General features: G+C 63.5%; 21 protein-coding genes. 3 read left to right on the top strand and 18 right to left on the bottom strand.

Going from position 1 to position 25,913, the window contains the following annotated elements; all coding sequences use genetic code 11:
* Positions 1 to 7: 7 nt before the first annotated feature.
* From folP to dapE, 3 genes are read right to left on the bottom strand one after another with little or no spacing between them, the layout of a single operon-like run.
* Positions 8 to 907 carry a dihydropteroate synthase gene (gene folP / locus BLT92_RS00625; protein WP_197679649.1) on the bottom strand — a complete coding sequence of 300 codons (900 nt, stop codon included), beginning with the start codon at positions 905 to 907 and terminating at the stop codon, positions 8 to 10.
* Positions 904 to 1,710 carry an LOG family protein gene (locus BLT92_RS00630; protein WP_092101867.1) on the bottom strand — a complete coding sequence of 269 codons (807 nt, stop codon included), beginning with the start codon at positions 1,708 to 1,710 and terminating at the stop codon, positions 904 to 906. The genes folP and BLT92_RS00630 overlap by 4 nt, the downstream gene beginning before the upstream one ends.
* A 5-nt stretch (positions 1,711 to 1,715) precedes the next feature.
* On the bottom strand, positions 1,716 to 2,882 hold the full coding sequence (gene dapE, locus BLT92_RS00635) for a succinyl-diaminopimelate desuccinylase (RefSeq protein WP_092101870.1): 1,167 nt from the start codon (positions 2,880 to 2,882) through the stop codon (positions 1,716 to 1,718).
* Between the two features lie 43 nt (positions 2,883 to 2,925).
* On the opposite strand from dapE, the gene dapD reads away from it, so the two are divergent.
* Positions 2,926 to 3,870 carry a 2,3,4,5-tetrahydropyridine-2,6-dicarboxylate N-succinyltransferase gene (gene dapD, locus BLT92_RS00640; protein ID WP_092101872.1) on the top strand — a complete coding sequence of 315 codons (945 nt, stop codon included), beginning with the start codon at positions 2,926 to 2,928 and terminating at the stop codon, positions 3,868 to 3,870.
* 405 nt (positions 3,871 to 4,275) lie between these two features.
* On the opposite strand, the gene BLT92_RS00645 is transcribed toward dapD, so the two are convergent.
* The 3 genes from BLT92_RS00645 to fdxA all read right to left on the bottom strand — a co-directional run bounded on the left by BLT92_RS00645 (position 4,276) and on the right by fdxA (position 7,124).
* Positions 4,276 to 5,559, bottom strand: coding sequence for a citrate synthase (locus BLT92_RS00645; RefSeq protein ID WP_092101874.1), 1,284 nt, complete (start codon positions 5,557 to 5,559; stop codon positions 4,276 to 4,278).
* Between the two features lie 116 nt (positions 5,560 to 5,675).
* Positions 5,676 to 6,797, bottom strand: a complete 1,122-nt coding sequence (dapC, locus tag BLT92_RS00650) for a succinyldiaminopimelate transaminase (protein WP_092101876.1) — start codon at positions 6,795 to 6,797, stop codon at positions 5,676 to 5,678.
* Positions 6,798 to 6,800: 3 nt separating this feature from the next.
* The gene (gene fdxA / locus BLT92_RS00655) at positions 6,801 to 7,124 is read right to left on the bottom strand and encodes a ferredoxin (RefSeq protein WP_092101879.1); all 324 of its coding nucleotides are present in this window, start codon (positions 7,122 to 7,124) and stop codon (positions 6,801 to 6,803) included.
* A 192-nt stretch (positions 7,125 to 7,316) separates the two neighbouring features.
* Between fdxA and BLT92_RS00660 the strand changes: the two genes are divergently transcribed.
* Positions 7,317 to 8,390: a GNAT family N-acetyltransferase gene (locus tag BLT92_RS00660; protein WP_092101882.1), complete on the top strand. Its 1,074-nt coding sequence runs from the start codon at positions 7,317 to 7,319 to the stop codon at positions 8,388 to 8,390.
* A gap of 28 nt (positions 8,391 to 8,418) precedes the next feature.
* Here the strand turns inward: BLT92_RS00660 and BLT92_RS00665 are convergent, their stop codons facing one another.
* From BLT92_RS00665 to BLT92_RS00695, 7 genes are all read right to left on the bottom strand, one after another.
* Positions 8,419 to 10,179: a VanW family protein gene (locus BLT92_RS00665; RefSeq protein ID WP_092101885.1), complete on the bottom strand. Its 1,761-nt coding sequence runs from the start codon at positions 10,177 to 10,179 to the stop codon at positions 8,419 to 8,421.
* A 13-nt stretch (positions 10,180 to 10,192) separates the two neighbouring features.
* Positions 10,193 to 11,542, bottom strand: coding sequence for a PIG-L family deacetylase (locus tag BLT92_RS00670; RefSeq protein WP_231938952.1), 1,350 nt, complete (start codon positions 11,540 to 11,542; stop codon positions 10,193 to 10,195).
* A 16-nt stretch (positions 11,543 to 11,558) separates the two neighbouring features.
* Positions 11,559 to 13,469, bottom strand: coding sequence for a translational GTPase TypA (gene typA, locus BLT92_RS00675; RefSeq protein WP_092101887.1), 1,911 nt, complete (start codon positions 13,467 to 13,469; stop codon positions 11,559 to 11,561).
* Between the two features lie 229 nt (positions 13,470 to 13,698).
* Positions 13,699 to 15,627, bottom strand: coding sequence for an ABC transporter ATP-binding protein (locus BLT92_RS00680; protein WP_092101890.1), 1,929 nt, complete (start codon positions 15,625 to 15,627; stop codon positions 13,699 to 13,701).
* Positions 15,627 to 16,658: an ABC transporter permease gene (locus BLT92_RS00685; RefSeq protein WP_092101893.1), complete on the bottom strand. Its 1,032-nt coding sequence runs from the start codon at positions 16,656 to 16,658 to the stop codon at positions 15,627 to 15,629. The genes BLT92_RS00680 and BLT92_RS00685 overlap by 1 nt, the downstream gene beginning before the upstream one ends.
* Positions 16,655 to 18,199 (bottom strand): ABC transporter permease, encoded by a 1,545-nt coding sequence (locus BLT92_RS00690; RefSeq protein ID WP_092101896.1) that lies wholly within the window; start codon positions 18,197 to 18,199, stop codon positions 16,655 to 16,657. The genes BLT92_RS00685 and BLT92_RS00690 overlap by 4 nt, the downstream gene beginning before the upstream one ends.
* A 103-nt stretch (positions 18,200 to 18,302) precedes the next feature.
* Positions 18,303 to 20,111, bottom strand: coding sequence for an ABC transporter family substrate-binding protein (locus BLT92_RS00695; RefSeq protein ID WP_092101899.1), 1,809 nt, complete (start codon positions 20,109 to 20,111; stop codon positions 18,303 to 18,305).
* A gap of 246 nt (positions 20,112 to 20,357) precedes the next feature.
* Here BLT92_RS00695 and BLT92_RS00700 point away from each other — a divergent pair, with 246 nt between their 5' ends.
* The gene (locus BLT92_RS00700) at positions 20,358 to 20,948 is read left to right on the top strand and encodes a hypothetical protein (RefSeq protein ID WP_231938953.1); all 591 of its coding nucleotides are present in this window, start codon (positions 20,358 to 20,360) and stop codon (positions 20,946 to 20,948) included.
* Between the two features lie 17 nt (positions 20,949 to 20,965).
* Here BLT92_RS00700 and BLT92_RS00705 read toward each other — a convergent pair whose 3' ends face one another.
* From BLT92_RS00705 to BLT92_RS00725, 5 genes are all read right to left on the bottom strand, one after another.
* Positions 20,966 to 21,622: an MBL fold metallo-hydrolase gene (locus BLT92_RS00705; protein WP_092101905.1), complete on the bottom strand. Its 657-nt coding sequence runs from the start codon at positions 21,620 to 21,622 to the stop codon at positions 20,966 to 20,968.
* A gap of 7 nt (positions 21,623 to 21,629) precedes the next feature.
* Positions 21,630 to 22,700, bottom strand: coding sequence for an NADH:flavin oxidoreductase/NADH oxidase (locus tag BLT92_RS00710; protein ID WP_092101908.1), 1,071 nt, complete (start codon positions 22,698 to 22,700; stop codon positions 21,630 to 21,632).
* A 29-nt stretch (positions 22,701 to 22,729) separates the two neighbouring features.
* On the bottom strand, positions 22,730 to 24,340 hold the full coding sequence (locus BLT92_RS00715; RefSeq protein WP_092101911.1) for an SLC13 family permease: 1,611 nt from the start codon (positions 24,338 to 24,340) through the stop codon (positions 22,730 to 22,732).
* Positions 24,341 to 24,382: 42 nt separating this feature from the next.
* On the bottom strand, positions 24,383 to 25,147 hold the full coding sequence (locus BLT92_RS00720) for an alpha/beta fold hydrolase (protein ID WP_092101914.1): 765 nt from the start codon (positions 25,145 to 25,147) through the stop codon (positions 24,383 to 24,385).
* A gap of 63 nt (positions 25,148 to 25,210) precedes the next feature.
* Entirely contained in the window at positions 25,211 to 25,852 is a 642-nt protein-coding gene (locus tag BLT92_RS00725; protein WP_092101917.1) for a thymidine kinase, read from the bottom strand.
* Positions 25,853 to 25,913 lie beyond the last annotated feature (61 nt).

Consider the following 25,913-nt stretch of genomic DNA (forward strand, 5'->3'; position numbering starts at 1 on the left):
CGTCTGCTCACCGCAGGCCGCGCACGGTGTGTTTGGGAACCGCGTCTCCGGTGATCGCCAGGGTCACATCGATGGCGTCAGCAGTGGCGCGAACATCGTGGGTGCGAATCATTGCGGCCCCTTGGGACACAGCCAGCGCGGTGGCCGCGATCGTTCCGTGCAGACGGTGGGCCGGTGCCACGTCGCCGATGGCTTCGCCGACGAAGTCCTTGCGGGAAATGGCCAGCAGCACCGGGAAGCCGGTGCGGGTGAAGGTCTCCAGCTCTCGCAGGATCCGCAGCGACTGGTAGGTGTTCTTCCCGAAGTCCGGTGTCGGATCGATGATGATCTTCTCAGCCGCAACACCGGCGCTCGCAGCGGCCTCGGCCAACCCGATGACCCCTGCCAGGGTCCGGTCGACGACCTCGCCGGCGGTCAGTCCGTAGCGGTTGCGGTGAGCATCGGTGCGCGGCGACAGGCCACCCGTATGGGAGCAGACGAGGCCGACGTCGTTGTCTGCTGCCACGGACGCCAGTTCGGGATCGACGCCTGCCCAGGTGTCGTTGAGCAGTCCCGCGCCCGCCGCGCAGGCCGCCTCGGCGACCTCGTGTCGCCAGGTGTCGACGCTGATGAGTACGTGCGGATGACTGTGCGCGACGGCTTCGATGACGGGGCAGACACGGTCGATCTCCTCGGCGATGGAGATCTCCCGGCCTCGGCCGGCCCGCACACCGCCGATGTCGACGATGTGCGCACCTTCGTTCGCTGCGGCGTCGACGGCGGCGATGGCTTCGGAGGCGGTGCCTGCGGATTCGTAGAAGGAGTCGGTGGTCCGGTTGATCACCGCCATGATGGCGGGGCGGCCGGCCCGGGCCTGCTCCAGGTGAAATTCGCCGAGGTCGGGGCTCGGTTCCGCTGCGCCCCTCACTGCTGCTCTCCCTCGATGGCGGTGCCGATGATGTCGACGACCTCATCGATGTCGTCGGTGAGGGTGAACAGGTTCATGTCTCGGTCACTGATCGTGCCGGAGGCCAACATCGTCGTCGTCATCCAGTCGATGAGACCCTGCCAGAATGCCGTGCCGAAGAGCACGATCGGGAAGGAGGTGACCTTGCCGGTCTGGACCATGGTGAAGGCTTCGAAGAGTTCGTCGAGGGTGCCGAACCCGCCGGGCATGACAACGAATCCCCGGGAGTATTTGAGGAACATCGTCTTGCGGACGAAGAAGTAGCGGAAGTTCACGCCGAGTTCGACGTGGCCGTTGAGACCGGATTCGAAGGGCAGCTCGATGCCGAGCCCGATCGAGGCTCCCCCTGCCTCGCCTGCACCCAGATTGCCGGCCTCCATGATGCCCGGACCGCCGCCGGTGATGATGGCATTGCCCCTGGCGGAGATGCGCCGCGAGATCTCCCGGGCGTCCTGATATTCCGGTGTGTCCGGACTCAGTCGGGCAGATCCGAAGATCGACACGGCCGGACCGATCTTCGCCAGGGAGTCGAAGCCCTCGACGAATTCGGCTTGGATCCGCAGCACCCGCCAGGGATCTTCGTGGGTCCAGTCGGATGGCCCACGTGAATCCAGCAGACTCTGGTCCGTGGTCGTCTCCGGCACCTGAGAACCGCGCAGACGCAGAGGTCCTTTGCTGTAGAAGCCAGCGTCATCCCCGGCTGAATCGCCGGGGGCTGGGTCACCGGGGGCTGGGTCACCGGTGGACGAAACGTGGTCTGCCATCGGTCTCACTGCCCCTCGAGGTACTCGCGCAGCGTCCGGGCGGCCCGTTCGACCTCGGCAACGGCGACGTGCTCATCCGATTTGTGGGCGTAGAGAGGGTTGCCGGGCCCGAAGTTCACAGCGGGGACGCCCAAGGCGCTGAACCGCGAGACATCGGTCCATCCCAGCTTCGGGGCAGGCGAGAGACCCAGGGTGTCGATGAAGTCCTGGGCGATGGCGCGATCGAGGCCGGGCCTGGCGCCTTCTGCGGCATCGGTGACGACGACGTCGAAGCCGGTGAAGAACTCGCGCAGGAAACCCTCCGCCTCGGCCGCGGACCTGCTTGGGGCGAAGCGGTAGTTCACGGCGATCGTGCACGCGTCGGGGACGACATTGCCGGCGACTCCCCCGGAGATCGACACGGCCGAGAGGGACTCGCGGTAGTCGAGTCCGTCGACTCTCACCGTCCCGGTTTCGTGCTCGGCGAGACGGGTCAGCACCTGAGCGGCGGCATGGATCGCGTTGACGCCCATGAAGGCGCGGGCAGAATGTGCGCGGACTCCCGTCGTCGACACGTTGACCCTGATGGTGCCGTTGCAGCCGCCTTCGACCGAGGCGTTCGAGGGTTCACCGAGGATCGCGAAATCACCGACCAGCCAATCGGGATGGTTTCGGGAGACGCGACCGAGCCCGTTGAGCGAGGCGTCGACCTCTTCGTGGTCGTAGAAGACCCAGCTGATGTCACGGTTCGGCTCACGCAGGGCCGCGGCGGTGACCAGCGCCATTGCGACCCCCGCCTTCATATCGCAGGCGCCCCTCCCCCAGATGACCTCGCCGCCGGTGTCGTCGGCGCCCTCGAGTCGTCTGCGCTGCGGCGGCAGGTTGTCTTCGACGGGAACGGTGTCCAGGTGGCCGGCGACGACGATGCGCTCGGCCCGCCCCAGCTGGGTACGGGCCACGATCGTGTCCCCGTCTCGCAGGATCTCCAGATCGGGGCCGGGCCCGGCGCTGATGCGGTCCAGCACCTCGGCGACGGCATCGGTGATCGTCGTCTCATTGCCGGAGACCGATTCGATGGCACACAGTCGCCCCGTGAGTTCACCCGGGTCTCCCAGGGCCTCGAAGAGGTAATCGGCCAGGTCACCGGTGGGGGTAAAAGCGGATTCGGTCTCAGCAGATGGATCGACAGTCATACCGCTTAGCCTAGTACTGCCGCCACCGACTAGTCTTGGTGGCATGACAGAACGCATAGTTTCCGCACGTGGCTTGGCCACCCTGCACAATGACTCCGTCCTCACCGTCTGGTACCCCACTTTGAGCACCGGAGAGACTCCCGACGCCGCCGAGGCTGCCGCGACCTCTCACTACCACAAGGACGGCCTGGACGACCTCGTCGGGGCAGACGAGGCCAGAGGCACCCATACCGAGGTCGTGACGACGACGATCGACCTCGACGCCGGTCCCGCCTCGGCGGCCGACGCCTACCTGCGTCTGCACGCACTGTCCCATCGTGTGGTCGCTCCCAATGACGTCAACCTCGACGGCATCTTCGGTCACCTCGCGAACATCGTGTGGACCTCTGCCGGTGCCTGCTCACCGGAGGACTTCGAAGCCACCCGCGCGAAGCTGATGGCCAATGGACCGGTCGCCGTCTATGGACTCGACAAGTTCCCACGGATGACCGACTTCGTCATTCCCTCCGGTGTGCGCATCGCCGATGCCGACCGTGTCCGCCTCGGCGCGCACCTCGCCGCAGGCACAACCGTCATGCACGAAGGCTTCGTCAACTTCAATGCCGGCACGCTGGGATCGGCGATGGTCGAGGGACGCATCTCCCAGGGCGTCGTCGTCGGAGACGGTTCCGACATCGGCGGCGGTGCTTCGATCATGGGGACGCTCTCGGGCGGCGGCACACACCGCATCTCCATCGGCAACGGCAGCCTGCTGGGTGCCAACTCCGGTGTGGGCATCTCCATCGGCGATGACTGCATCGTCGAGGCCGGCCTCTACATCACCGGCGGCACCCGTGTCACCGTTCCCGGTGAGGACGAAACGGTCGTGAAGGCTTCCGAACTCAGCGGTCAGAACAACATCCTGTTCCGCCGCAACTCCGTGTCCGGCACCGTCGAGGCGATCTCACGCTCGTCCAAGGGCATCGAGCTCAACCCCGACCTGCACTGAACATCAGATTGCTGAGCCTCAGTCGGCTCAGCTGCAGTCGACTGAGCAGGCTCTGAAGTGATACCGACGAGGGCGCGTCCACGAAAGTGGGCGCGCCCTCGTGCTGTCTCAGCACCGCTGTGTCGGAGTCCCGTAGTGACTCAGCCTCGCACGGTCCAGTGGCTCAACCTCACACGGTCGGGATGAGAGTGCGGCCCGAGCAGACATGAAAAATACGCCCTACACTCGACTGCAAACCGCCTTCTTGCAAAGGGGTGAAGCAGTGCTGAGTGTAGGACGTATTTGGCCAGCGGTGCCTATTGCGATCGGCGGTGCCAGTTGGGAGACAGGGTGCCGGTTAAGAGGCAGGGTGCTGGTTGAGACCGAAGGTGCTGGTTGAGACCGGCGCTGCGATCCAAGGGGCGATCAGCGGTTGTCGATGTCCGTGTAGTCACGGGAGTAGGCACCCGTGTAGATCTGGCGAGGACGACCGATCTTGGTCTCCGGGTCGTTGATCATCTCGCGCCACTGAGCGATCCAGCCCGGAAGACGACCGACGGCGAAGAGGACCGTGAACATGTTCGTCGGGAACCCGAGGGCCTTGTAGATCAGCCCCGTGTAGAAGTCCACGTTCGGATAGAGCTTGCGCTCGACGAAGTAATCATCGGCCAGAGCGATCTCTTCGAGCTTCTGGGCCACATCGAGCAGCGGGTCGCCGCCGGAGCGGGCCAGGACCTCGTCGGCGGTCTTCTTGATGATCTTCGCGCGAGGATCATAGTTCTTGTAAACGCGGTGACCGAAGCCCATGAGACGAACACCGTCTTCCTTGTTCTTCACCCGCTCCATGAACTTCTCAGGACCATCGTCGGACGCCGAGATCTCCTGCAGCATCTCGAGCACAGCGGAGTTCGCCCCGCCGTGCAGCGGCCCGGCAAGAGCGTTGACGCCGGCCGAGATCGACTGGAACAGGTTCGCCTGCGATGACCCGACGAGACGAACCGTCGAGGTCGAGCAGTTCTGCTCGTGGTCGGCGTGGAGGATGAAGAGCTGGTCCATGGCCTTGACGGCCAAGGGGTCGGGCTCGTACTCCTCGGCCGGGACGCCGAAGTTCACGCGCAGGAAGTTCTCCACCAGGCTCAGCGAGTTGTCCGGGTGGATGACGGGCAACCCCATGTTCTTGCGGTGGGCCAGAGCGGCGATCGTCGGCATCTTCGCGAGCAGACGGAATGTCGAGGTGTCGACCTGACCTTCGTCAAAGACATCGAGGTCATCTTGGTAGAAAGTCGACAAAGCCGCGACTGCAGCTGCCACCATGGGCATCGGATGCGCATCGTAGGGGAAGGCCCGGAAGAAGCGACGCAGGTCTTCGTGAACGATGGTATGTCCGCGCAGTCGACCGTCGAATGCGTCGAACTGCTCCTGAGTCGGAAGTTCACCATGAATGAGGAGGTAGCTGACTTCGACGAAGTTGGAATGCTCGGCGAGCTGCTCAATGGGATAGCCGCGATACTGCAGGACACCTGCGTCACCGTCGATGTAGGTGATGGCCGAGGAGCTTGATGCCGTGTTGGCGAACCCTGGGTCGTAGGTCACTGCCCCGGTGTCGTTCAACAGAGAGCCGATGCGATATCCGTTGTTGCCCGCGGACGAAGCCACCTCGGGCAGCGTCAGCTTCGTGTCCCCGACCTGCAGACTCGCATCCGATGGCATATGTTCTCCTCAGCCTTGTCCCACCTCAAGCACTTCCTGAGGTGTCTTGCACAATTCCCTCAAAGACTACCGATAACAACAAGAATCAGAAAATCACAGCTGTGCCGCGCAACGGCTCAGCCGACCGCCTTGTGCAACCGCTGCGCTGCCGCCCCGATACGCTCGTCGGATGCTGTCAGAGCGATGCGCACATGGTCGGTGGCGGCCTCACCATAGAATTCGCCGGGACCGGCGATGATTCCGATTTCTGCCAATAGCGACAGCGATTCCCAGCAGTTGACGTCGGCGCTCGACCACAGGTAGAGGCCCGCACTCGAATGGTCGATGCGGAATCCGTAGGCTTCGAGCCCGCTGCGCAGCAGATCTCGACGCGCCCGGTACCGCTCCTTCTGCTCGAAAACGTGAGCAGTGTCTCGCAGGCCCGCGATCATCGCGGCCTGGACTGGGAACGGCACGATCATGCCGGCATGTTTGCGCGATCTGGTGAGATCTGAAATCAATTCCCTGTCGCCGGCGACGAACGCCGCACGGTACCCGGCGAGGTTCGACTGCTTCGACATCGAATACACGCTGAGCACACCGTGGTGGTCCTCACCTGTGGCGTTGAGGATGCTCGGAGCAGGAGATTCGGATTCCCAGTTGAGCAGGCCATAGCACTCGTCGGAGGCGAGCACGACTCCGGCGCTGCGGGCACGACGGACGACCTCGGCGAGGGTCTCGGTGTCGAGGACCTCACCGGTGGGATTGCCCGGCGTGTTGATCCAGAGCAGACCGATCCCCTCCAGCGAGGCTCCTGCGGCGACGTCGGCGGCATCGATGCGATGGCAGTCGACGCCCGCGATGGTCGCGCCCATCTCGTAGGTCGGGTAGGCCGCCGAGGGGCAGGCCACGGCCAGTCCGGCCCGAGACAGACCCAGCAAGGTGGGCAGCCAGGCGACCATTTCCTTCGAGCCGATGGTGGGCAGCACCTCGGCGGCGGGATCGAGCGTGACACCGTGCCAGTTCTGATACCACCAGGCGATGGATTCCCGCAGCTCATCGGTGCCCGCCGTGGTCGGGTAGCCATGGGCGTCACCGGCGGCTGCCAGCGCGTCCCGGATCACCGACGGAGTGGGATCGACCGGCGTCCCGATGGACAGATCGCAGGCACCGTCGGGGTGGCCGGCGGCACGGTTCCGAAACTCGATGAGGCGGTCCCATGGGTAGTCGGGGAGGTTGAGGCCGAAGCGGTCAGACATGGCTCAGTCGTGCTGCTGCAGGGGCAGGGCTTTGATGATCGGGTGGTCCAGGCCGGTATTGCCCAGCTTCGCAGCGCCGCCGGGTGAGCCGATCTCGTCGAAGAACTCGACGTTGGCCTTGTAGTACTCCTCCCACTCCTCTGGAGTGTCATCTTCGTAGAAGATCGCTTCCACCGGGCAGACGGGTTCGCAGGCGCCGCAGTCGACGCATTCGTCCGGGTGGATGTAGAGGCTGCGCTCACCCTCGTAGATGCAGTCGACCGGGCATTCGTCGATGCAGGCCTTGTCCTTCAGATCGACACAGGGCTCGGCAATGATGTACGTCACGAGTACGACTCCTCTTAAGACTCAACGAGATTGCACGTATGTATCCTAAGACTACGCCCTCTGCCCTCGCTGGTCCCATCCGGTAACCGGTTTCACATAGGTGTCCTCCGTCACTCCGACAGCGGCTGAGATGAGGCCTGGATTAGGCTGGAGACGAAAGCACCAGACAGGCTCCTCAGCGGAAGGCGACAAGTGGACGATCTGCAACCAGGCAAGAGAGTGGTCGTGCGGTATTCGCTCGAACCCGGTGATACCCATTCGACCTCGGATGCACTCGGCGTCGTCAACAGCGCCGACGACTCATTCGTCGAGATCGACACGAAGCGCGGACCGATCCGCATTGCCCGCGCCCAGATCATGCTCGTCCACGAAGTTCCGCCGGCGCCCACGAAGTCTGGTCGCACCCACGAGATCGTCTCCGCCGTCGACCTGCGCAGGATCTCGGCCGCGGCGTGGCTGCCCACGGACATCTCCTGGCTGCACGTGGAGAATCTGCGCAATGAGAGTGCCGATGATGCCGATGACTTCGGTCTGCTGCAGAAGGGCTGGCTGCTGCGCAGTTCCGAGTCCGCGACCAGGCGCGCCAACAGCTGCCTTCCGGTCACGGACACCGGGATGGACTGGGAGCAGACGCTCGAAGCGGTCGAAGCGTGGTATTCAGCGCGAAACCAGCCGAGCAGCATTCAGATCTATTCGACGGACGATTCCAGCGCCTTGGCCCCCGCCTGCGAGGGGCTCGGACCGCTGCTCTCCGCCCGTGGCTACGCCCCCTCCCAGCCGGTCTTTCTGCTGGCAGGCTCCACCGCCGAGGCGGCCGCTGGGGCCGCGCATCCCGGTGCTGCGGCTGCCCCCGGGTTGTCGATCGACGTGAGCGAAGAGCCGACGTCGACGCACTATGCGGCCTGGACGAGTGAGCGTGATCCCGGATCGGAGGAGGCTTTCCGTGGACTCGTCGAAGCCGCAGATCCCTGTGAGTTCGTCACAGCCTATGCCGACCATCCGGGCGGGACCCGGTCCATGGTGGCCAGCTGCCGGATCGTCGAACGCAGCAAATGGGGCGTGCTGACCAATCTCGTCACCCACCCCGATCTGCGCCGCCGCGGCGCCGGCAGGTCTGTGGTCCGGGCCGCAGCCGCGCTCCTGTCTCAGCGCGGAGTTCGCTCCTACCTCGTCGACGTCGATGCCGGCAACGAGGCCTCGCTCAATCTCTTCACATCACTCGGCGCCACGGTCCGTCACCGATCCTGGTACGCGACTCGAGGCTGAGTCCGGCGCGAACTGCGCCCAGGCAGTGTCAGTCCTCGCACTCGACCTTTTTGACGGGGCGATAGACGGTGACGAACGAGTCCTTCGAAGTCTTGCCCGAGGCGATGTCCTCCATCGTCCGGGTGATCTTGATCGACCAGCCCTGTTTGGGCGACTGCGGCGTACATTCGGGCCCCGATTCCGTCACGGAGCCGGGCGAACTGTAGTTGTACCGGTCGGAAGAGTCCGACTCGACCTTGAGCTTCTTGTCGCCGAACACCTTCGCATGCACCTCACCGTCGGAGACAGACATGTCGAGGACGATCGGTGACTTCGATGTGTTCGTGAACTTCATGTCGATGGTCGTCCAGTCGAGCGTGGCTTCCCGCCCCTCTGGGTAGCGGGAGATATAACGTGAGTGGGCCTGGTGCTCGTCGAGGTCGAAGCCGGCGAAGAAGGCGGCGTTGAACAGGGTCGTCGACACTTGGGACACTCCCCCGCCGTAATCCTCAGCCATCTGTCCGTTGGAGATGACTCCGGCGGCCTTGTACCCATTGGCCGCTGTCCGCTGGCCCAGGGTCTCGTTGAGGGAGAACTGCTCCCCCGGCTGGACGACTGTGCCCGACACCGTCTTCGAGGCGACCTTGAGGTTGGTGTCCCGGGCCGGCTCTGAGGAATAGCCGGTGGAGAATTCGGACATCACATCAGAGACATCGGCCTTCTTCGCGTCCTTCGTCGTGAAGTCCGGCTTGACCGAGGCCAGTGTGACCGTGGGCGTATCAGTGTCGCCCTTGATGGCGTCGGTGACGGCCGTGGTCAGTTCGTCCATTTCGATGCCGATGCCGGTCTCGGACTCCACCACCTCGGGCTTGCCGTCCTTGATGGTGAAGCTCGCGTCCTTGGCGGGCTTGCCGACGTCTGTGTTCGCGGCCAGAACTCGCTTCTGCAGATCCTCCTCATCGAAGGCGGGAACGAGTTTCGAGTCCTTCGGTTCGAATGTGAGGGTCTTGGCGATGATCGCCGGACTGATCGTCAGCTCGCCGCCGTCGACATCCGCATCCGCATCCTTCGCGGGTTCGGCCTTCACGCTCAGATCCTTGCTCACTGCGTCCGCGGCGAATCCGTCGACGACGTCCTTCGCCTCGGCGGTGGTGATGTCCGGATCGACCTCGGTGGCGTTGACCAGGAGCGCGCCCTCGTTGCGCAGCCAGGAGTCTTCGATGGCAGTGCGCACCTGCTCGGAGGACACATTCTGCCCGTGCGCACCGTCCTTGAGCTTCGGCGTGGACTTCGCATAGCTGACCTCGGCGTCGACGGGGTCGACCTTGAGCGACTCCGTGACCTTGCCGGTCGCGTCCTCGAAGCTTGTGTCATCGATGCTGATGACCGGGTCGATCTCGTCATCGCCGAAGAGACGATTCCACAGCACCCTCGGGTCGAGAGTGAAGCCGGTGGCCTGGCCGATGGTCTCTGGTATGTCGAAGCTGACCCCGGCCTTCTCGGGGTCGAGTGAGGCGGTCGGCTTTCCTGCTTTGAGCTCGATCTCCTCGTCGGCCTGTCCGCCCAACTCCTCTCGCAGGGTCGCCTCGGCGGCGGTGGTGGACTTGCCGCCGATGTCGATGCCGGCAACCGTCGTCCCCGGGGAGAGGACGCGTCCGGTGAGGAATCCGATCACCAGGTAGCCGGCGGCCAGAACGAGGACGATGATGATGACGGCGATCAGCCACGGTCTGCGCTTCGGAGCCTGCGTGGCACCGCTCGGGCGTCGACCGGGATTCGGTGAGGAATGGGACAGAGTCTGCGTCGGCATAGTTCTCCCGATTCTAACGGGCCGCTTCGGGCCGCCGCACCTTGATGAACGCGAGGACGGCGGCGATGAGCATCGGACCGATCAGCCAGGCTGCCGAGCGCAGCGTCCCGGTCACGATGATGTCCGAGCCGGGCAGCCACTGCGGCTGGCCGAGGACATAGGAGAGGATGACGATGACGAACGCGGCGACGAGCATCGGCGTCGAGCTCAGGTACATGGTCTTGAGATGCCAGAGACCGCAGGCCACCAGGAGCAGCGCCAGCACCAGCCCCCAGGGCAGGATGACAGCGGCTCCCCACAGGTCGAACACGCTCACGTTCATATGCTGCATCGCACCGAGGAATCCGATGAGCAGGGCCAGCACCGCGGCGTGGGCATAGGCGAAGAAGCCGGGTTTCTTCGGTTCGCGACGTCTACGCAGCGGAGCAGCGCCGGCGACACCCGGATGCTGGGATTCGCAGGCGGCGATGTCGAGGTCGGTGAGTACATGCGGGGCAGGGCCCGAGCTCAGCCTCTGCTCGGAGATGGGTGCTCCGGCGCTGATGGAGTAGTACTCGTGGTCGACGATCTTCATGCCGATGCCGTTCGACAGGGCGAAGAAGCCGCCGGAGACGCTCACCTGAGTGCGGTGGGCCGCCAATGCCGCGCGCTTGACGCCGATGACCGTGGAGATGTCCTGAGCGACGACGATCTGACTCACAGGCGGTTTGGTGGGGATCGTCTGGGCCGGGGAGAAGCCGGTCTCGGCGAATCCCGGCTGGTTCGCATCGAATGTTTCGTGGGCCACCTCGGCGGGGACATCGACGAACAGCAGACGTCCGGTTCTCCAGGCGGCAGTGTCGACGGCGGCGACGGTGGCCTCGTGGACTCGCACATGGTCGGGGTGGCCGTAACCGCCGTTCGCAGCGTAGGTGATGACCGCGTGCGGCCGGACTTCGTCGATGACGGCGGCGATGTAGCGGGCAACCGTCGACAGTTCGGCCGCGCAGAGAGCATTGGCCGGCATGGCCGCCGCAGCGACAGCGTGGCCGTCGGCGCCCCATTCCATCCCGGAGTCTTCGAAGCTGTGCGCACTTCCGCCCAGGAACAGGTGCTCGCGCACGCCCAGGGCAGCCATCGCCTCGGCGATCTCGGCTTCACGCACACGGGCGAGTCCCGCCCGATCTCCCTCCAGATCTCTGAGCTCGGAGGGAATGACCTCGCCGGCCTCACCACGAGTGGCACTCAGGACCGTGACCTGTGCCCCCTCGCCGACGAGTGCGGCGATCGTGCCTCCGGTCGTGATCGTCTCATCGTCGGGATGAGCGTGCACGAAGAGGATGCGGGGTATGACGGTCATGGGGTCCTGAGTGCTCGAGGTCATGCGGTGAGGTTCGACGTCACGCGTTCTGTCGACGCAGTTTCGCGTACGTCTTTGCGCGTTCCTTCGGGTCGAGTTCCAGCTTCCGGATGCGCACTGCGCCCGGAGTGACCTCGACGCATTCGTCCTCGCGGGCGAATTCGAGGCTTTCCTCAAGGGTCAGCTTGCGTGGCGGAGTCAGGTTTTCGAAGGAGTCGGCGGAGGCCGAACGCATGTTCGTCAGCTTCTTCTCCTTCGTGATGTTGACGTCCATGTCGTCGGCGCGGGAGTTCTCGCCCACGATCTGGCCCGTGTAGACCTCGGAGGTGGGCTGGACGAAGAAGCTGCCGCGTTCCTGCAGGTTGATCATCGCGTACGGTGTCACGGTTCCGGGACGGTCGGCGACGAGCGATCCGCTGATGCGCAGTTCGATGCTGCCTGCCCATGGACCGTATCCGGCGGAGAAGGAGTTCGCGATGCCGGTGCCGCGAGTCTCGGTGAGGAAACGCGTGCGGAAGCCGATGAGTCCACGGGCGGGGACGGTGAAGTCCATCCGGACCCAGCCGGTGCCGTGGTTCGTCATGGTCGACATGACGCCCTTGCGGCTGGCCATGAGCTGGGTGACGGCGCCGAGATAGTCCTCAGGAACATCGATCGTGAGCTCTTCGAAGGGTTCGTGGACCTTGCCGTCAACCTCCTTGGTCACCACCTGGGGCTTGCCGACGGTCAGCTCGAAGCCCTCGCGACGCATCTGCTCGACGAGGATGGCCAGTGCGAGCTCTCCACGGCCCTGGACTTCCCAGGCGTCGGGACGCTCGGTGGGCAGAACCTTGAGTGAGACGTTGCCGACGAGCTCCTGGTCGAGGCGGTCCTTGACCATGCGCGCGGTGACCTTGGTGTCCTTCTCGCGACCTGCCAGGGGCGAGGTGTTGATACCGATGGTCATCGAGATCGCGGGATCGTCGATGGTGATCGCGGGCATGGGCTTCGGGTTGTTCATGTCGGTGAGGGTGTCACCGATCATGATGTCGGGAATGCCGGCCACAGCGACGATGTCGCCGGCCGAGGCCTCGGTGGCCGGGACCCTGTCGAGTCCCTGGGTTTCGAGGAGTTCGGTGATCTTGACCGAACTGATGTCATCCCCACGAGCCCATGCGACCTGCTGGCCCTTGCGCAGGGTGCCGCCGAAGATGCGCAGCAGAGCGAGACGGCCGAGGAACGGTGACGCGTCGAGGTTGGTCACATGCGCCTGGAGGATGTCGTCATCGTTGATCTCCGGAGCCGGGATGGTCTCGAGGATCGTCTTGAATAGCGGCTCGAGGTCCGGGTTGGACGGTGCTTCACCATCGGCGGGCTGTTCGAGCGAGGCTGCCCCGACCTTCGCCGCAGCGAACACCGTCGGCACATCGAGAACAGAGTCGACGTCGAGGTCGGGAACTTCGTCCGCGAGGTCGGAGGCGAGTCCGAGGAGCAGGTCCTGGGCCTCTTCGACGACACCGTCGATGCGGGCATCGGCACGGTCGGTCTTGTTGATCAGCAGGATGACCGGCAGCTTCGCGGCCAGCGCCTTGCGCAGGACGAAGCGGGTCTGGGGCAGAGGGCCCTCGGATGCGTCGACGAGGAGGACGACGCCGTCGACCATGGACAGGCCGCGCTCGACCTCGCCGCCGAAGTCGGCGTGACCCGGCGTGTCGATGACGTTGATGACGATGTGATCGTCACCGGCGGAGGGTCCGTTGTAGAGGACTGAGGTGTTCTTCGCGAGAATGGTGATGCCCTTCTCGCGTTCGAGGTCTCCGGAGTCCATAACGCGTTCAGCAAAATCACCGTGTTCGCTGAACACACCGGTCTGGCGGAGCATGGCGTCGACCAGAGTGGTCTTGCCATGGTCGACGTGGGCGACGATTGCGACGTTGCGACGGTTTTCCCGACGCGTGATGGCTTCAGTCATCAAAAACCTTTTGAGCTAGAGAGAATGGTCCGGTGCGGACCCAACAGACTATTATACGGCCACCAGCTTGCCGGAAATGACAGGTGGTGTTCAAGAATGTGCGCGAGGAAGGGGAACGTGAATGCATTCGGTGGTCGCGGCGGCGAATGAGAATCCGCAGAATATGCAGAATCTATTCGTCCACCGCGACCACCGAATGCCTGTGCCCACCGATCCGGTGACGCCTGGGTCAGGCGTCGGTCGTTGCTTCCAGGACCGCGTCTCTGGCCTCGCGGCGCTTTCGCTGCTCCCGTGGATCCGGAACCGGAACTGCTGACAGCAGACGTTTGGTGTAGGGATGGACCGGGTTGCCGACAACCTGTGAGCTCTTCCCGATCTCCACCAGGTATCCGTGACGCATCACCGCGATGCGGGAGGCGATGCGTTCGATGACTGCCAGGTCGTGGCTGATGAACAGGCAGGCGAACCCGTATTCCTGCTGCAGCCCCTCGAACAGGTCGAGCACCTTCGCCTGAACCGAGACGTCCAGGGCAGAGGTCGGCTCATCGGCGATGAGCAGCTTGGGACGCAGGGTCAGCGCCCGGGCGATGCCGATCCTCTGCCGCTGACCGCCCGAGAGCTCATGCGGGTAGCGGTTGCGCATCGACGTGGGCAGCTCGACTGCGGTGAGCAGGTCCTCGACGCTCTTGCTCAGCTCCGGTCCCTTCATTCCCTCGTGCAGGTACAGGGGCTCACCGATGGATTCGCCGACCGGAAGACGCGGGTTGAGCGAGGAGCCGGGATCCTGGAACACGATCCCCACTTCCTTGCGCAGCGGCCGCATCTTCTTGTTGCTCAGACCCTTGATGCTCTTGCCGTTGACGATCATATCGCCTTCGACGGTGGGCAGAAGGCCCAGAGCGGCACGACCGATCGTCGTCTTGCCCGAACCCGACTCGCCCACGAGTCCTACGACCTCTCCGGGAGCGATCATCAGGTTGACGTGGTGAGCGGCGCGGAAGGCCTTCTTCCGCCCCATCGCCGGATACTCGATCGCCGCATCACGCAGCTGCAGAGCCGAAGGCTTAGAGAAGTCGGCCTGGGACCCCGGATGGTAGTAGGTTTCGGTCGAATCCATCCCGAGGTCGGAACTGGGCCGGCCGGCCGCCGCGATCTCCTGGGCTTCCATCGCCAGGTCATCGGTGCGATTCGCACCGCCTTCGGCAACGGTCGCGGCTCCGGCGTCTTCCGTCCCCACCGGCTTTCGCTCCTCATCGACGTGCGGGTCCACACGTTCGTCGGACTCCCCCGGCGCCGAAGCAGATTCGATCTCCGAGAGCTCGGTGCCGAATGCCTCTCCCTCGATGCCTGTGCCCAGGTGCGGAACGGCCTCGAGCAGCTGCTTCGTGTACGGATGCTGCGGGTGGTAGAAGATCTGCTGAGCATTGCCGGATTCCACCACACGACCGGCCCTCATCACGATGATCCGGTCGGCCATATCGGCGACAACACCCATGTCGTGGGTGATGAGGATGATGCCGGCGTCGAGCTTCGACTTCAGCTGCCGCATGAGCTTGAGGATCTCAGCCTGAACCGTGACGTCCAGTGCCGTGGTCGGCTCGTCGGCGATGAGCAGTTTGGGCTGGCAGGCCAGCGCCTGGGCGATCATGATGCGCTGACGCTGTCCGCCCGAGAGCTGGTGCGGGAACGAATTGAAGCGATCCTCGGGATCGGGGATCTCGACGAGTCGCATCAGCTCGAGCGCTCGCTCCTTGGCCTCGTTGGGCCCGACGTCCAGGTGGACGCGCAGGGTCTCCACGATCTGGAACCCTGCCGTGTACACCGGGTTGAGCGCGGTCATCGGCTCTTGGAAGATCACGGAGATCTCATTGCCGCGGATGTCCTGCATCTTCTCCGGTGGCATGCCGATGAGTTCGGTGCTGCCCATCTTGGCCGAGCCGGTGGCGCGACCATTAGCGGGCAGCAGCCCCAGCAGCGACATGCTCGACTGCGATTTGCCGGATCCGGACTCGCCCACGATGGCCAACACCTCACCGGCGTTGACCGAGTAGGTGAGGTCTTCGGCGGCCATCCACCACTCGTCGTTGACCCAGAAGTTCACGCCCAGGCCGTTGACGTCGAGGACCGGTGATGTGGAGGTCTCAGTCTGTTCGGTCATCACTTCGCCCCTTTCTTCGTCATGCGCTCGGCCTTCTTCATCTTCCTCCAGCTGGGGATCGTCTTCATCCGTGGGTCGAACGCATCGCGTAGACCGTCGCCGATGAAGTTGATGCTCAGGGCGATGGCGACGATGAACAGGCCCGGCCACCAGAACAGCCACGGGCGTGTGGCGAAGGACGACTGGTACTCGCTGATGAGCTGGCCCAGGGACACGTCCGGCGGTTGGATGCCGAAGCCGAGGAAGCTCAGCGCTGCCTCGAGGACGATCGCCTGGCTCATGAGCAGGGTGGTGTTGACGATGATGACGCCCATGGCGTTGGGTGCCATGTGCTTGAACATGATCCGGAGGTCGCCGGCTCCGGCCACTCGGGCAGAATCGACGAATTCGCGCTCACGCAGCGACAGGAAGTCGCCGCGGACGAGACGCGCCAGACCCGTCCAGAGAATCGCCCCGAGCACGAGACCGAGTATCGCCCCGTTCGTGCCGGAGACTAGTCGACCGAGGATGGCTCCGACCACGATGGTCGGCAGGATGATGAAGCCATCGGTGATGCGCATGAGGATCGCGTCGACCCAGCCACGGTAGTAACCGGCCAGGGCCCCGACGACGGTGCCGATCACCAGAGCCACACCACCGATGATGGCCATGACCATGAGCGAGATCTGCGTGCCCTTCATCACCCGGGCGAAGTTGTCACGACCGATCTCGTCCTGACCGAAGGGGTGTTCGCCGAGGTTGAACGGGTTCGACAGCGACCAGGTGGGTGCGCCGCCTGGGTTGACGACCTGCCCCGAGGCCGTGTGGTTGAAGATCCACCAGCCGGGCAACCCGAAGATGCCGAGGGAGCTGAAGGCGAATAATGCGATCGCAGCGAGGACGATGAGCCCGCCCATCGCTCCCTTGTGGCGAAGGAACTTGCGGAGAACGATCTTTCCCTGCGACTGCCCCTCGGTTTCCTTGGCCGCAATCGCATTGTCGCCGACCTCTTCGAGGTCGTCGGTTGTGTCTGTGTCTTTATTGGTACTCATGCGTTGACTCGAATTCTTGGGTCGAGGACGGCGTAGAGGAAGTCCGCGACCAGGTTGGCGACGATGGCGAGCAGTCCGGTGATGACGATGTAGGCCATGACCGGATCGATCTCGGCGCGGTTCATCGAATCGATGAAGAGTCGGCCCATGCCGTTCCAGCCGAAGATGGTCTCTGTGATCACGGCACCGCCGATCATCGTGATGATGTCGACGGGAACGATCGAGGCCAGCGGCAGCAGGCCGTTGCGCAGCGCGTGGCGCATGACGACAGTGCGCTCATTGAGGCCCTTGGCACGCGCCGTGCGGATGTAGTCCTGGCTCATCACTTCGAGCATCGACCCTCGGGTGTAGCGAGTGTACGAGGCGAAGGAGATGAGCACGAGAGCAATCGACGGCAGCAGCAGGTGGGTGAAGGTGTCGAGATTCCCCATCCAAAACCCGCCATCGATGTTGGGCGAACTGGCTCCGATCGTCGCGATCGGACGACCGTTGATCGCCGGATGGCCCGAGTAAGCGTCCCATTCCTGAAGCACCCTGTCGCAGAAGATGAGAACAGCGACGATGACTCCGGTGATGGCCGTCGTCCGTGCGGTGTCCCAGGGATCGGGCCCGCGGAACGCAAGTCCGACACCGAGGCAGATCGCGACGGCGAGGATGAGCAGCCCCACGATCCACAGCCAGTTCATCTCCACGTAGAAGAAGAGGTACTGCAGCGGCATGTAGAGCAGTGCGCCGATGACGACGACGGTGATGCTGGCGAGCAGGACCCGTCGGTTCTTCAGTCCCGTCGACAGGAAGGTCATGACGACGGCAGCGCCTGCGCCGATGACGACGACGCCGATGAAGCCGATCGACGGGGACTGGGCCCAGCCGCTGGCAAGGATGTAGTAGATCGTGGCGAAGGAGATCAGCGTTGCGGCGCAGAAGGTGATGATCCTACGCCGCCGGTCGCCGCCGACCGCCCCCATCCAGAAGAGTCCCATCGCCAGACAGACGACGATGACCGGCCACCAGCTCGACAGTTGGGGCTCATTCATGAAGTTGTTGATCTCGATGGCCCCGTACTGCTTGAGCAGCACCGCAACCCAGAACACGGGCAGCGAGTAGAGGAGGAACGAGAGGAATGTGATGAAGTAGTCGAAACCCGTGTACTGGCGGATGGCCGATACGACGCCGACTGCAACGCCGAGCACGATGGCCAGCAGAGTCGAGGCGGTGATGAGCTTGACCGTGTTGACGATGGCGCCCTTGAGTTGGTCTGTGACCTCTTGGTTCTGGTACCAGGCGGTTCCCAGGTCACATTGTCCGATGACGCAGCCTGCGGCACCGGAGAGCCAGGAGAAGTAGCGGATGACGACGGGAGTGTCGAGGTCGAGCAGACGCCGGCGTGACTCGAAGAGGTCCTCGATGTTCGGCGATGTCGAGGCCCGCAGGTCCCAGAAGAAGTCCATGGCCGCGTTGAGCAGCAGGTAGAGGACGAAGGTGACGACGAGGAGCACGAGTGCTGTGGAGAGGAGTCGTCTGAGGATGAATCTGATCATGGTGTGGTGTCCGTTTCAATCTTCCGAAAACGCCGCTGTGGGGATCACACAGTGATCCCCACAGCGGATGGTGTGGAGAAGGACCGATCGCGTCAAGCGCGGATCAGTTGACTTCCCACTCCCAGTAGTTCCAGAAGATCGTCGGCGACACGGTGGTCGTCGAAGCGTTCTTCAGCGTGTCCCGGTGGATGACAAGCGAAGGATGCTGGAAGATCGGGATGCCGAAAGCATCGTCGACGAGCTGCTTCTCGAGCTTCGTCGACAGTTCCGCCTGCTTGTCCTCGGGTGCGACGAGGATCTTATCGAGGATCTTGTCCGTCTTCTCATCCGAGTAGCCGCCGAAGTTGTTCTGCGAGCCAGTCCGGTAGTTCGAGTCCGAGTCCGTGATGCCCGTGGACTCCGACTGCCAGCCGAAGAGGGAGGCGTCATAGGTGCCGTCGCCGAGGCGGCTGCCCCAGTTGACGTCGCCGACGTCCTTGATCTTGAAACCGGCCTTCTCTGCCGACTCCTTGATGAGCTGGACCTCCTGCTGACGACGTGAGTTCGTGTTGTCGTACATGATGCGCACCGTCGGAGCATCCGCTCCGGCCTCTTCAAGAAGCTTCTTCGCACCGTCGATGTCGACGTCCTCGAAGCCATCGATGCCCGAGCCCTTGACGATCTCGTCATACATCGGGGAACCAGGCACCTGATTGTACGAGTCGCGGACGACTGCATCGGGGTTGAGCGGCTTGATGATCTTGTCGACGATGTCCTGCCTGGGCACGGTCTTCATGAAGGCTGTACGGACCTGGTTCGCCTTCTCCTCATCGCCGCCGTACGTTTCTGGATCGAAGGGACCGCCGTTGTCGAATGTGAAGTCGACGTGCTCATAGGTGGCACCGTCGGCAGAGTCGACCGTGACTCCTTCGAGCTCCTCAGCCGCCGAGAGCACATCTGCTGTGGCCTGCGGCTGAGTGAAGTCGACCTCACCATTCTCGATCGCCTGGACCATGGCCATCGGATCGCCGTTGTAGCGGATCGTCACGGTCTCGACCTTCGGCTTCTTCGGGCCGGTGTAGTTCTCGTCAAGGGTCAGGGTCAGATACTGACCTTCCTTGTAGTCGGTCATCTTGTAGGGACCGTTGTGGACCAGGAGGTCCTCGTCCTTCGGCATCGAGGTGAAGTCGAAGCCCGTGTTCCAAGTGTTCGAGATCTTCGACAGCTTCTCGGTGTCCTCGTCCTTGAGCGCCGTGATGATGGCGTCCTTGGCCTTGGCCGGATCGTCGACGCCCAGAGCTTTTTTGCCTACGATATGGGCCGGAACACCCACACCGTCGGGGCCGATTCCGAACGCGAGCTTCCAGTCGGCAAAGGGCTTCGTGTAGGTGAAGGTGATCGACTTGCCGTCATCGGACATCTCGGGGAAGTCCTCGATGAGCTGTCTCGACACCACTGAGGAGTCGAAGTAGACGGTGTCGGAGCTGTTCTCCTTGAGCGTTCCGTCTTCGTTGGCGTTCGATTTCACGGTGTTGAAGTGACTCGAGGTCGCCGCCCAGGTGAGCGCCAGGTCGGCTGCATTGACGGGGGTCCCGTCCGACCACTTCGCATCATCGTTGAAGGTGTATTTCACCTTGAGCGGATCCTCCGAGACCTGCTCGATGCTGCCGAGGGCACCGTCCTGGACCTTGAGCTCGTCGTCGTAGAACCCGAAGTTGTCGTTCATCATGTACGTGACGATCGAGTTCGACACGGCATTGCCGTTCGTCGTCTGCGTGTTCATCGAGCGGAACGCCTCGTTCCAGCCGATGTTGAGCACTGAGCCCTCTGAACTGTTCTCATTGTCATCGCCACCGCCGGGAGGGGTGCAGGCGGTGAGCACCATTGCTGCCGCGGCGACCGACGCCCCGGCTGCGAGGAAGCGTTTATTCACGTTCTCTCCTTGTTGTCATAGGGCGAGTCACCCTCATATTTGCATTCCACTTCCGGAGTGCATTCGGCCACGTGAGTCCCAGGTGGGATTGTGACCGCGTTCATGTTTTTCACATGGAATGCCTCAAAGCTAATTCACCCGGCACTGTGACTGAGTCCACATACTGAGCAAATTTCACAATCGTTACCGTTTCGAAATCAAGGAAACATGCACACATCACGCAGTCTCAGTGGATAGGATGTTGAGGTGGTTAACAGTGAGATAGATCGCAATTCAGAGAACAATCAGCCCACCATCGTGCGGACAACGAGCTCCACGGTGCTCTTCTTCGTCATCGCTGGACTCTGCGTGGTGGGTCTCGGCTCGATCGTCGTCGGCGACTTCACATCGCGCGGCCTTGCGGTAGCAGGCATTCCGATCGCCATCATTACGATCGTCTATGTCCTCTACCGGTTTCCTCGGGTCGAGCTGGGCCATCAGGAACTCGCGCTGATCAATCCGCTGCTCTCGGTCCGCATCCCCTGGAACCTCGTCGATGGGTTCGACACCCATTTCGGGCTGGGTGTGCGTACGCATGAGAAGGTCTACTCCTCGTGGCCTCTGGCAGGGAGGGGAAAGAAGATGGAAAAGGACGAGCACGGCGTCCGCAGGCTGAAGGACAACCCCAATCCTGCCGTCGACACCGTGCTCGATCGCTATTCGGGCCTCGGCGATAACGAGCTGTCGAACCCCCGGGGGGAACGCACAATCACCACCCGGTGGAACCTCGGCATCATCGCCGCACTCGTGGCCGCCGTCGCCTGGGCCGCTATCGGCTTCGCTGCCCTGCCCGGCTGATCAGACGGCCCTGCTGATCACCAGCCGCGTTCGCGCCATTCGGTCAGTTTCGGCCGTTCCTCGCCCAGCGTCGTACCGTCACCGTGTCCGGGCAGCACTCGGGTCTCGTCGGGCAACTGGTCGAAGACTCGCTCCTGAAGATCGTCCATGAGCGAGGAGAAGTCCTCTTTGTGCCACGTCTTGCCCGGACCTCCGGGAAACAGCGAATCACCGGAAAACAGGATGGTCTCTCCCCCGTCGCGCAGCAGCAGGGCGATCGAACCGGGCGTGTGCCCGCGCAGGACGATCGCCTGCAGGACGAACCCGCCGAAATCGCCGACGTCGAGGTGGTCGACTGCTCGTGCGATCTCCACGCCCTCGGCCGTGGTGATCGCCTCCGCATCGTCGGTGCCGGCGATCGTCATGGCGTCGGGGTATGCCGCCGAGGTGGCAGGCAGCGCCCGGATGTGATCCCAGTGCCGGTGGGTTGTGATGATCGCCTGCAGGATCGGTTCTGCCGAGGTGTCCTCGGCTCCGGAGGCGATGAGGTCCTTGATCGCCTCGGCATCGTCAGCGGCATCGATGAGGACCTGCGCCCCTGACTCCTTGGCTGTAATCAGGTAGACGTTGTTGGCCATGTCGGACACCGCGATGTCGCGGATGATGACATGTTCGGTCTCGATGAGATTCGTCATTGTCGGTTCACCATGTTCCTCGTGTGTACTGCGGTGGGTACGGTCCCGGTTCGACTCCGAGATCGTGTGCTGCTCGCTGCGGCCAGGCCGGTTCACGCAGCGCCGCTCGGGCCAGGAAGATCGCGTCCGCCTGTTCCGAGGCCAGGATCGTCTCTGCCTGCTCCGGGTCGGTGATGAGACCGACGGTTCCCGTGCTCACGCCTTCTGCGTGGATCGCTGCCGACAGCGGCACCTGGTAACCGGGTCCGACCGGAACCTTGACGGGGAAATTTCCTCCCGACGAGACATCGATGAGATCCACACCCCGGTTGCGCAGGTCTCGGGAGACCTCGACCGCCTCAGCGATGTCGAAGCCGCCCTCGCGCCATTCGCTGGCAGAGAGCCGGACGAGAACGGGCACGTCCTCCCCCACCGCCTCGCGCACGGCCCGATAGCTCTCGAACAGCAGTCGTGAGCGTCCGGCGAGGTCGCCTCCGTATTCGTCGGTGCGTTCGTTTGACAGCGGAGACAGGAACGAGTGGAGCAGGTACCCGTGGGCGGCATGGAGTTCGACGAGGTCGAACCCGGCACGCACGGCTCGGGTGGCGGCCGAGGCGAAGGCATCGACCACCTCGGCGATGTCGTCCTTCGTCATCTCCTGGGGCGCCTCATATCCGGGGTAGGCGATCGCGCTGGCACCGAGCGTGGACCAGCCGCCCTCGGACTCGGGCACGCTGCCGCGGGGGTTGCCCTCGAAGGGACGGTAGGTGCTGGCCTTGCGGCCCGCGTGGGCCAGCTGCACACCGATCCGACTGCCCTGTGAGTGAACGAATTCGACGACTTCGGACCATGCCTCGGCCTGGTCGTCGTTCCAGATGCCGGCGTCCTGAGGCGAGATCCGACCCTCGGGCAGGACAGCGGACGCCTCGGTGAGGATGAGCCCGAACCCGCCCTGAGCACGTGCACCCAGATGAACGAGATGCCAGGTGCCGGGCATTCCGTCCTCGGCCTCGCAGGAGTACTGGCACATCGGGGCGAGCCAGATGCGGTTGGCGATCTCGGTGCCGCGCAGTGTTATGGGTGAGAACAGTTGAGTCATGCCACCAGTCTGCCAATGATCATCGTCGATCACAGCATGATGTTGAATACTGGTACGGCCAGTGCGTAGACGGTGGCCGTGATGAGGACGATGCCGATCACATTGAGCAGCACACCGCCCCTGACCATCTGCGCCACAGTCAGGTATCCGGAACCGTAGGCGACGGCGTTCGGCGGGGTTGCGACCGGAAGCATGAACGCACAAGTGGCGGCCAGCGCCACCGGGATGGTCAGCAGCAGCGGGTCGAGGTCGAGGCCCAGCGCCACGCCGCCGACGACGGGCACGAAGGTGGCAGCCGTCGCTGTGTTCGAGGTCAGCTCCGTGAGGAAGAGGATGATCATGGCGAAGATCGCGACGATGAAGACCGTCGGCAGCACCCCCAGGCCGCTCGTGGAGTCGCCGATCCATTCGGTGAGCCCCGATGAGGAGAACTGTCCGGACAGGGCCAAGCCCCCGCCGAAGAGAAGGAGCACTCCCCAGGGCAGCTTCTCTGCTGTTTCCCAGTCGAGGAGGCGGACGCCTCGATTGGCCCCACCGGGGATGAGGAAGAGGAGGAGGCCGATGACCATGGCGATGCCCTCATCGCTGATCGGCGGCTCCTCGAAGATCAGCGGCAGGGAGATCCAGCAGACCGCGGCGAGGATGAACATGCCCAGCACCAGCTTCTCGCCGGTCGACATCGGTCCCAGCTTCTCCAGCTCGTCGCGGATGAGCTCGCGGCCTCCGGGGATCTCATCGATCTCCGGTTTGAAGAGCACCTTGACGAGGAGGAACCAGGCGATGGCCATCATCACGATCGACAACGGCACACCCACGAGCATCCACTGACCGAAGCCGATGGAGATGTCGTGGTTGTCCTCGAGATAGCCGACGAGGAAGAGATTCGGTGGTGTGCCGATAATGGTGCCCAGGGACCCGATCGAGGCCGAGTAAGCGATGCCGAGCATGAGTGCGGTGCCGAAGTTGGACTTCACCACGGTCCCGAGTCCGGTGTCATCGTCCTCGTTGTCCGATCCCTCGGAGTCTGCGTTGGCGGAGTCGCTGTCCTCGGAGTCCGTGATAGCTCCCCCGACGACCTTGCTCACGATCATCAGCACCGAGATTCCGATGGGCAGCATCATCACAGAGGTGGCGGTGTTCGAAACCCACATCGAAACGAAGCCGGTCGCGATCATGAAGCCAGCGATCATCGGCCCCGGCTTGTTCCCCATGATGGACAGGGTGATGAGGGCGATCCGCCGGTGCAGGTTCCACCGCTGCATGGCCAAGGCGATGAGGAACCCGCCGAGGAACAGGAAGATGATCGGGTTGCCGTAGGAGGCACCGACGGTCTCCATGTCGATATCGGTGCCGAAGACGGGAAAGGCGACGAGCGGAAGCAGCGAGGTTGCGGCGATGGGCAGCGCCTCGGTCATCCACCACACGGCCATCAGCACGGCGACGGCCGCCGTCAGCTTCGCGCCGTGCTCGACGTCGCCAGGCATGACCGCATAGACGAGTGTCGACAGAATGAGTCCGAGAAGGAAACCGGTCCAACGGATGCGCACCGTCTGTCTGGAGAACCTAGGGGCTCGTTCACCTGGTGACAGATTATCGAAGTCGGTCGAGTGACCGGTCGGTGAGTGTCGTTCCTGGGTCATCTGTGCTCCTCATCGAGCAAAGTGGGATGCTGGCGGACTAGTTCATACCCTACTCAAGAACTGCTCGATGTGGTCGAAGACGATGTCGGGGTGTTCGGCCATCGGCAGGTGGGCCGCATCGGGGATGACGGCAATCGTGGACTCGCTCACCTGCTCCGACAGCTCGGTCATGGCTTCGGGTGTGCAGCTCGGGTCCTGTGCGCCTGCGATGAATAGTGTCGGTGTGGAGATGGTCTCGAGTCGGCCGCCCAGATCGTATTTCGTCAGGGCACGAGCGCAGGCAAGGTAGGCCGCATCGTCGATCATTGCGAGGTCGGTGAGGATAGCCGGCCCCGAGGCGATGTCCTCCGTGAGGAAGCCGGCGGCGAACCACCGATCGGCGGTGTCATCCATTTGGCCGCGGGTACCGTCCTCTTCGACGTCCTTGATGCGTTCGGCCCAGGTTTCGGCGGTGCCGAACTTGGCAGCGGTCGAGCAGGCGACCAGGCCGGTCAGTGAGTCGGGGTGGTCCAGTGCAAGTGTCAGGCCGATGCCGCCGGAGATCGATGCTCCGCAGTAGGTGAATTTCTCCACCCCCAGCTCGCTCAGGCTGCTCACGAGGCCCGAGGCGAGCTCTGCGACGGTGAAGTCCTCGTCGTCCGTCCGCGGGTGCGTGTGGCCGGGGAGGTCGGAGAGGTAGATCTGGTAGTCGTCGGCCAGCCTGCCCGCGACCGCTGCCCACAGGGACATTCTGGTACCGAGGGCGTTTCCGAAGACGATGACCGGTGAACCCGGATTGTCATTGAGGGGGTGGACACAGATGCGCATGAGAACTCCTAGGAAGGTTCGAGATCAGATGAGATGTTCGAGGTCAGGAGGGATGTACGAAGGTCAGGAGACCACCGCACTCAGCCTACCGCCCGAGAACTGGAGATAACAGCGTGGGCACAGTGATTCATAGGTCACGGCATTACCGTCGATGGCTACCTGGTCACCGTCGAAGATGAATCGTCCGTCGACGAGGCGGCCGTTGAACATGGCCTTGCGTCCGCAGCGACAGATGGTCTTGAGTTCCTCGAGAGTGTGAGCAATCTCAAGCAGGCGGGCCGAGCCGGGAAAGGCCTTGGTGCGGAAGTCGGTGCGGATGCCGTAGCACATCACCGGCACCGAGGCGTTGGTGGCGATGCGCATGAGCGAATCGACCTGGCACGGTTCGAGGAACTGGGCCTCGTCGATGAGCAGACAGGCGACGTGCGGTTTCGGTGTGTCAATGGATTCGAGCAGGGCATCATGATCGACGTAGTCCGCGTGCTCGCGGTAGATGGTCTCCACGTCGGAGCGTGCGGGGATGAGAAAGTCGACCTCGCGGGTGACACCGAGACGGGAGACGATCTCGCCGGCGCCCTTCGTGTCAATGTGGGGCTTGGCCAGCAGGACTCGCTGGCCGCGCTCCTCGTAGTTGAAGGCGGCCTGCAGGAGAGCGGTCGATTTTCCGGAATTCATCGCCCCGTAACGGAAGTAGAGCTTTGCCACCTTCGTCCTCTCTCTGTCGTTTCTCTGTCGTTCGCGGTTGTCTGTGACGAGACAGAACCCT

Source organism: Brevibacterium picturae (assembly GCF_900105045.1).
In the GTDB taxonomy this organism is placed as follows: Bacteria; Actinomycetota; Actinomycetes; order Actinomycetales; family Brevibacteriaceae; genus Brevibacterium; species Brevibacterium picturae.

Coding starts and splice junctions, on each gene's coding strand:
- BLT92_RS00630 (WP_092101867.1), bottom strand. CDS start 1,710: ATGGCAGACCACGTTTCGTCCACCGGTGACCCAGCCCCCGGTGACCCA.
- dapE (WP_092101870.1), bottom strand. CDS start 2,882: ATGACTGTCGATCCATCTGCTGAGACCGAATCCGCTTTTACCCCCACC.
- dapD (WP_092101872.1), top strand. CDS start 2,926: ATGACAGAACGCATAGTTTCCGCACGTGGCTTGGCCACCCTGCACAAT.
- BLT92_RS00645 (WP_092101874.1), bottom strand. CDS start 5,559: ATGCCATCGGATGCGAGTCTGCAGGTCGGGGACACGAAGCTGACGCTG.
- dapC (WP_092101876.1), bottom strand. CDS start 6,797: ATGTCTGACCGCTTCGGCCTCAACCTCCCCGACTACCCATGGGACCGC.
- BLT92_RS00665 (WP_092101885.1), bottom strand. CDS start 10,179: ATGCCGACGCAGACTCTGTCCCATTCCTCACCGAATCCCGGTCGACGC.
- BLT92_RS00670 (WP_231938952.1), bottom strand. CDS start 11,542: ATGACCTCGAGCACTCAGGACCCCATGACCGTCATACCCCGCATCCTC.
- typA (WP_092101887.1), bottom strand. CDS start 13,469: ATGACTGAAGCCATCACGCGTCGGGAAAACCGTCGCAACGTCGCAATC.
- BLT92_RS00680 (WP_092101890.1), bottom strand. CDS start 15,627: ATGACCGAACAGACTGAGACCTCCACATCACCGGTCCTCGACGTCAAC.
- BLT92_RS00685 (WP_092101893.1), bottom strand. CDS start 16,658: ATGAGTACCAATAAAGACACAGACACAACCGACGACCTCGAAGAGGTC.
- BLT92_RS00690 (WP_092101896.1), bottom strand. CDS start 18,199: ATGATCAGATTCATCCTCAGACGACTCCTCTCCACAGCACTCGTGCTC.
- BLT92_RS00705 (WP_092101905.1), bottom strand. CDS start 21,622: ATGACGAATCTCATCGAGACCGAACATGTCATCATCCGCGACATCGCG.
- BLT92_RS00710 (WP_092101908.1), bottom strand. CDS start 22,700: ATGACTCAACTGTTCTCACCCATAACACTGCGCGGCACCGAGATCGCC.
- BLT92_RS00715 (WP_092101911.1), bottom strand. CDS start 24,340: ATGACCCAGGAACGACACTCACCGACCGGTCACTCGACCGACTTCGAT.
- BLT92_RS00720 (WP_092101914.1), bottom strand. CDS start 25,147: ATGCGCATCTGTGTCCACCCCCTCAATGACAATCCGGGTTCACCGGTC.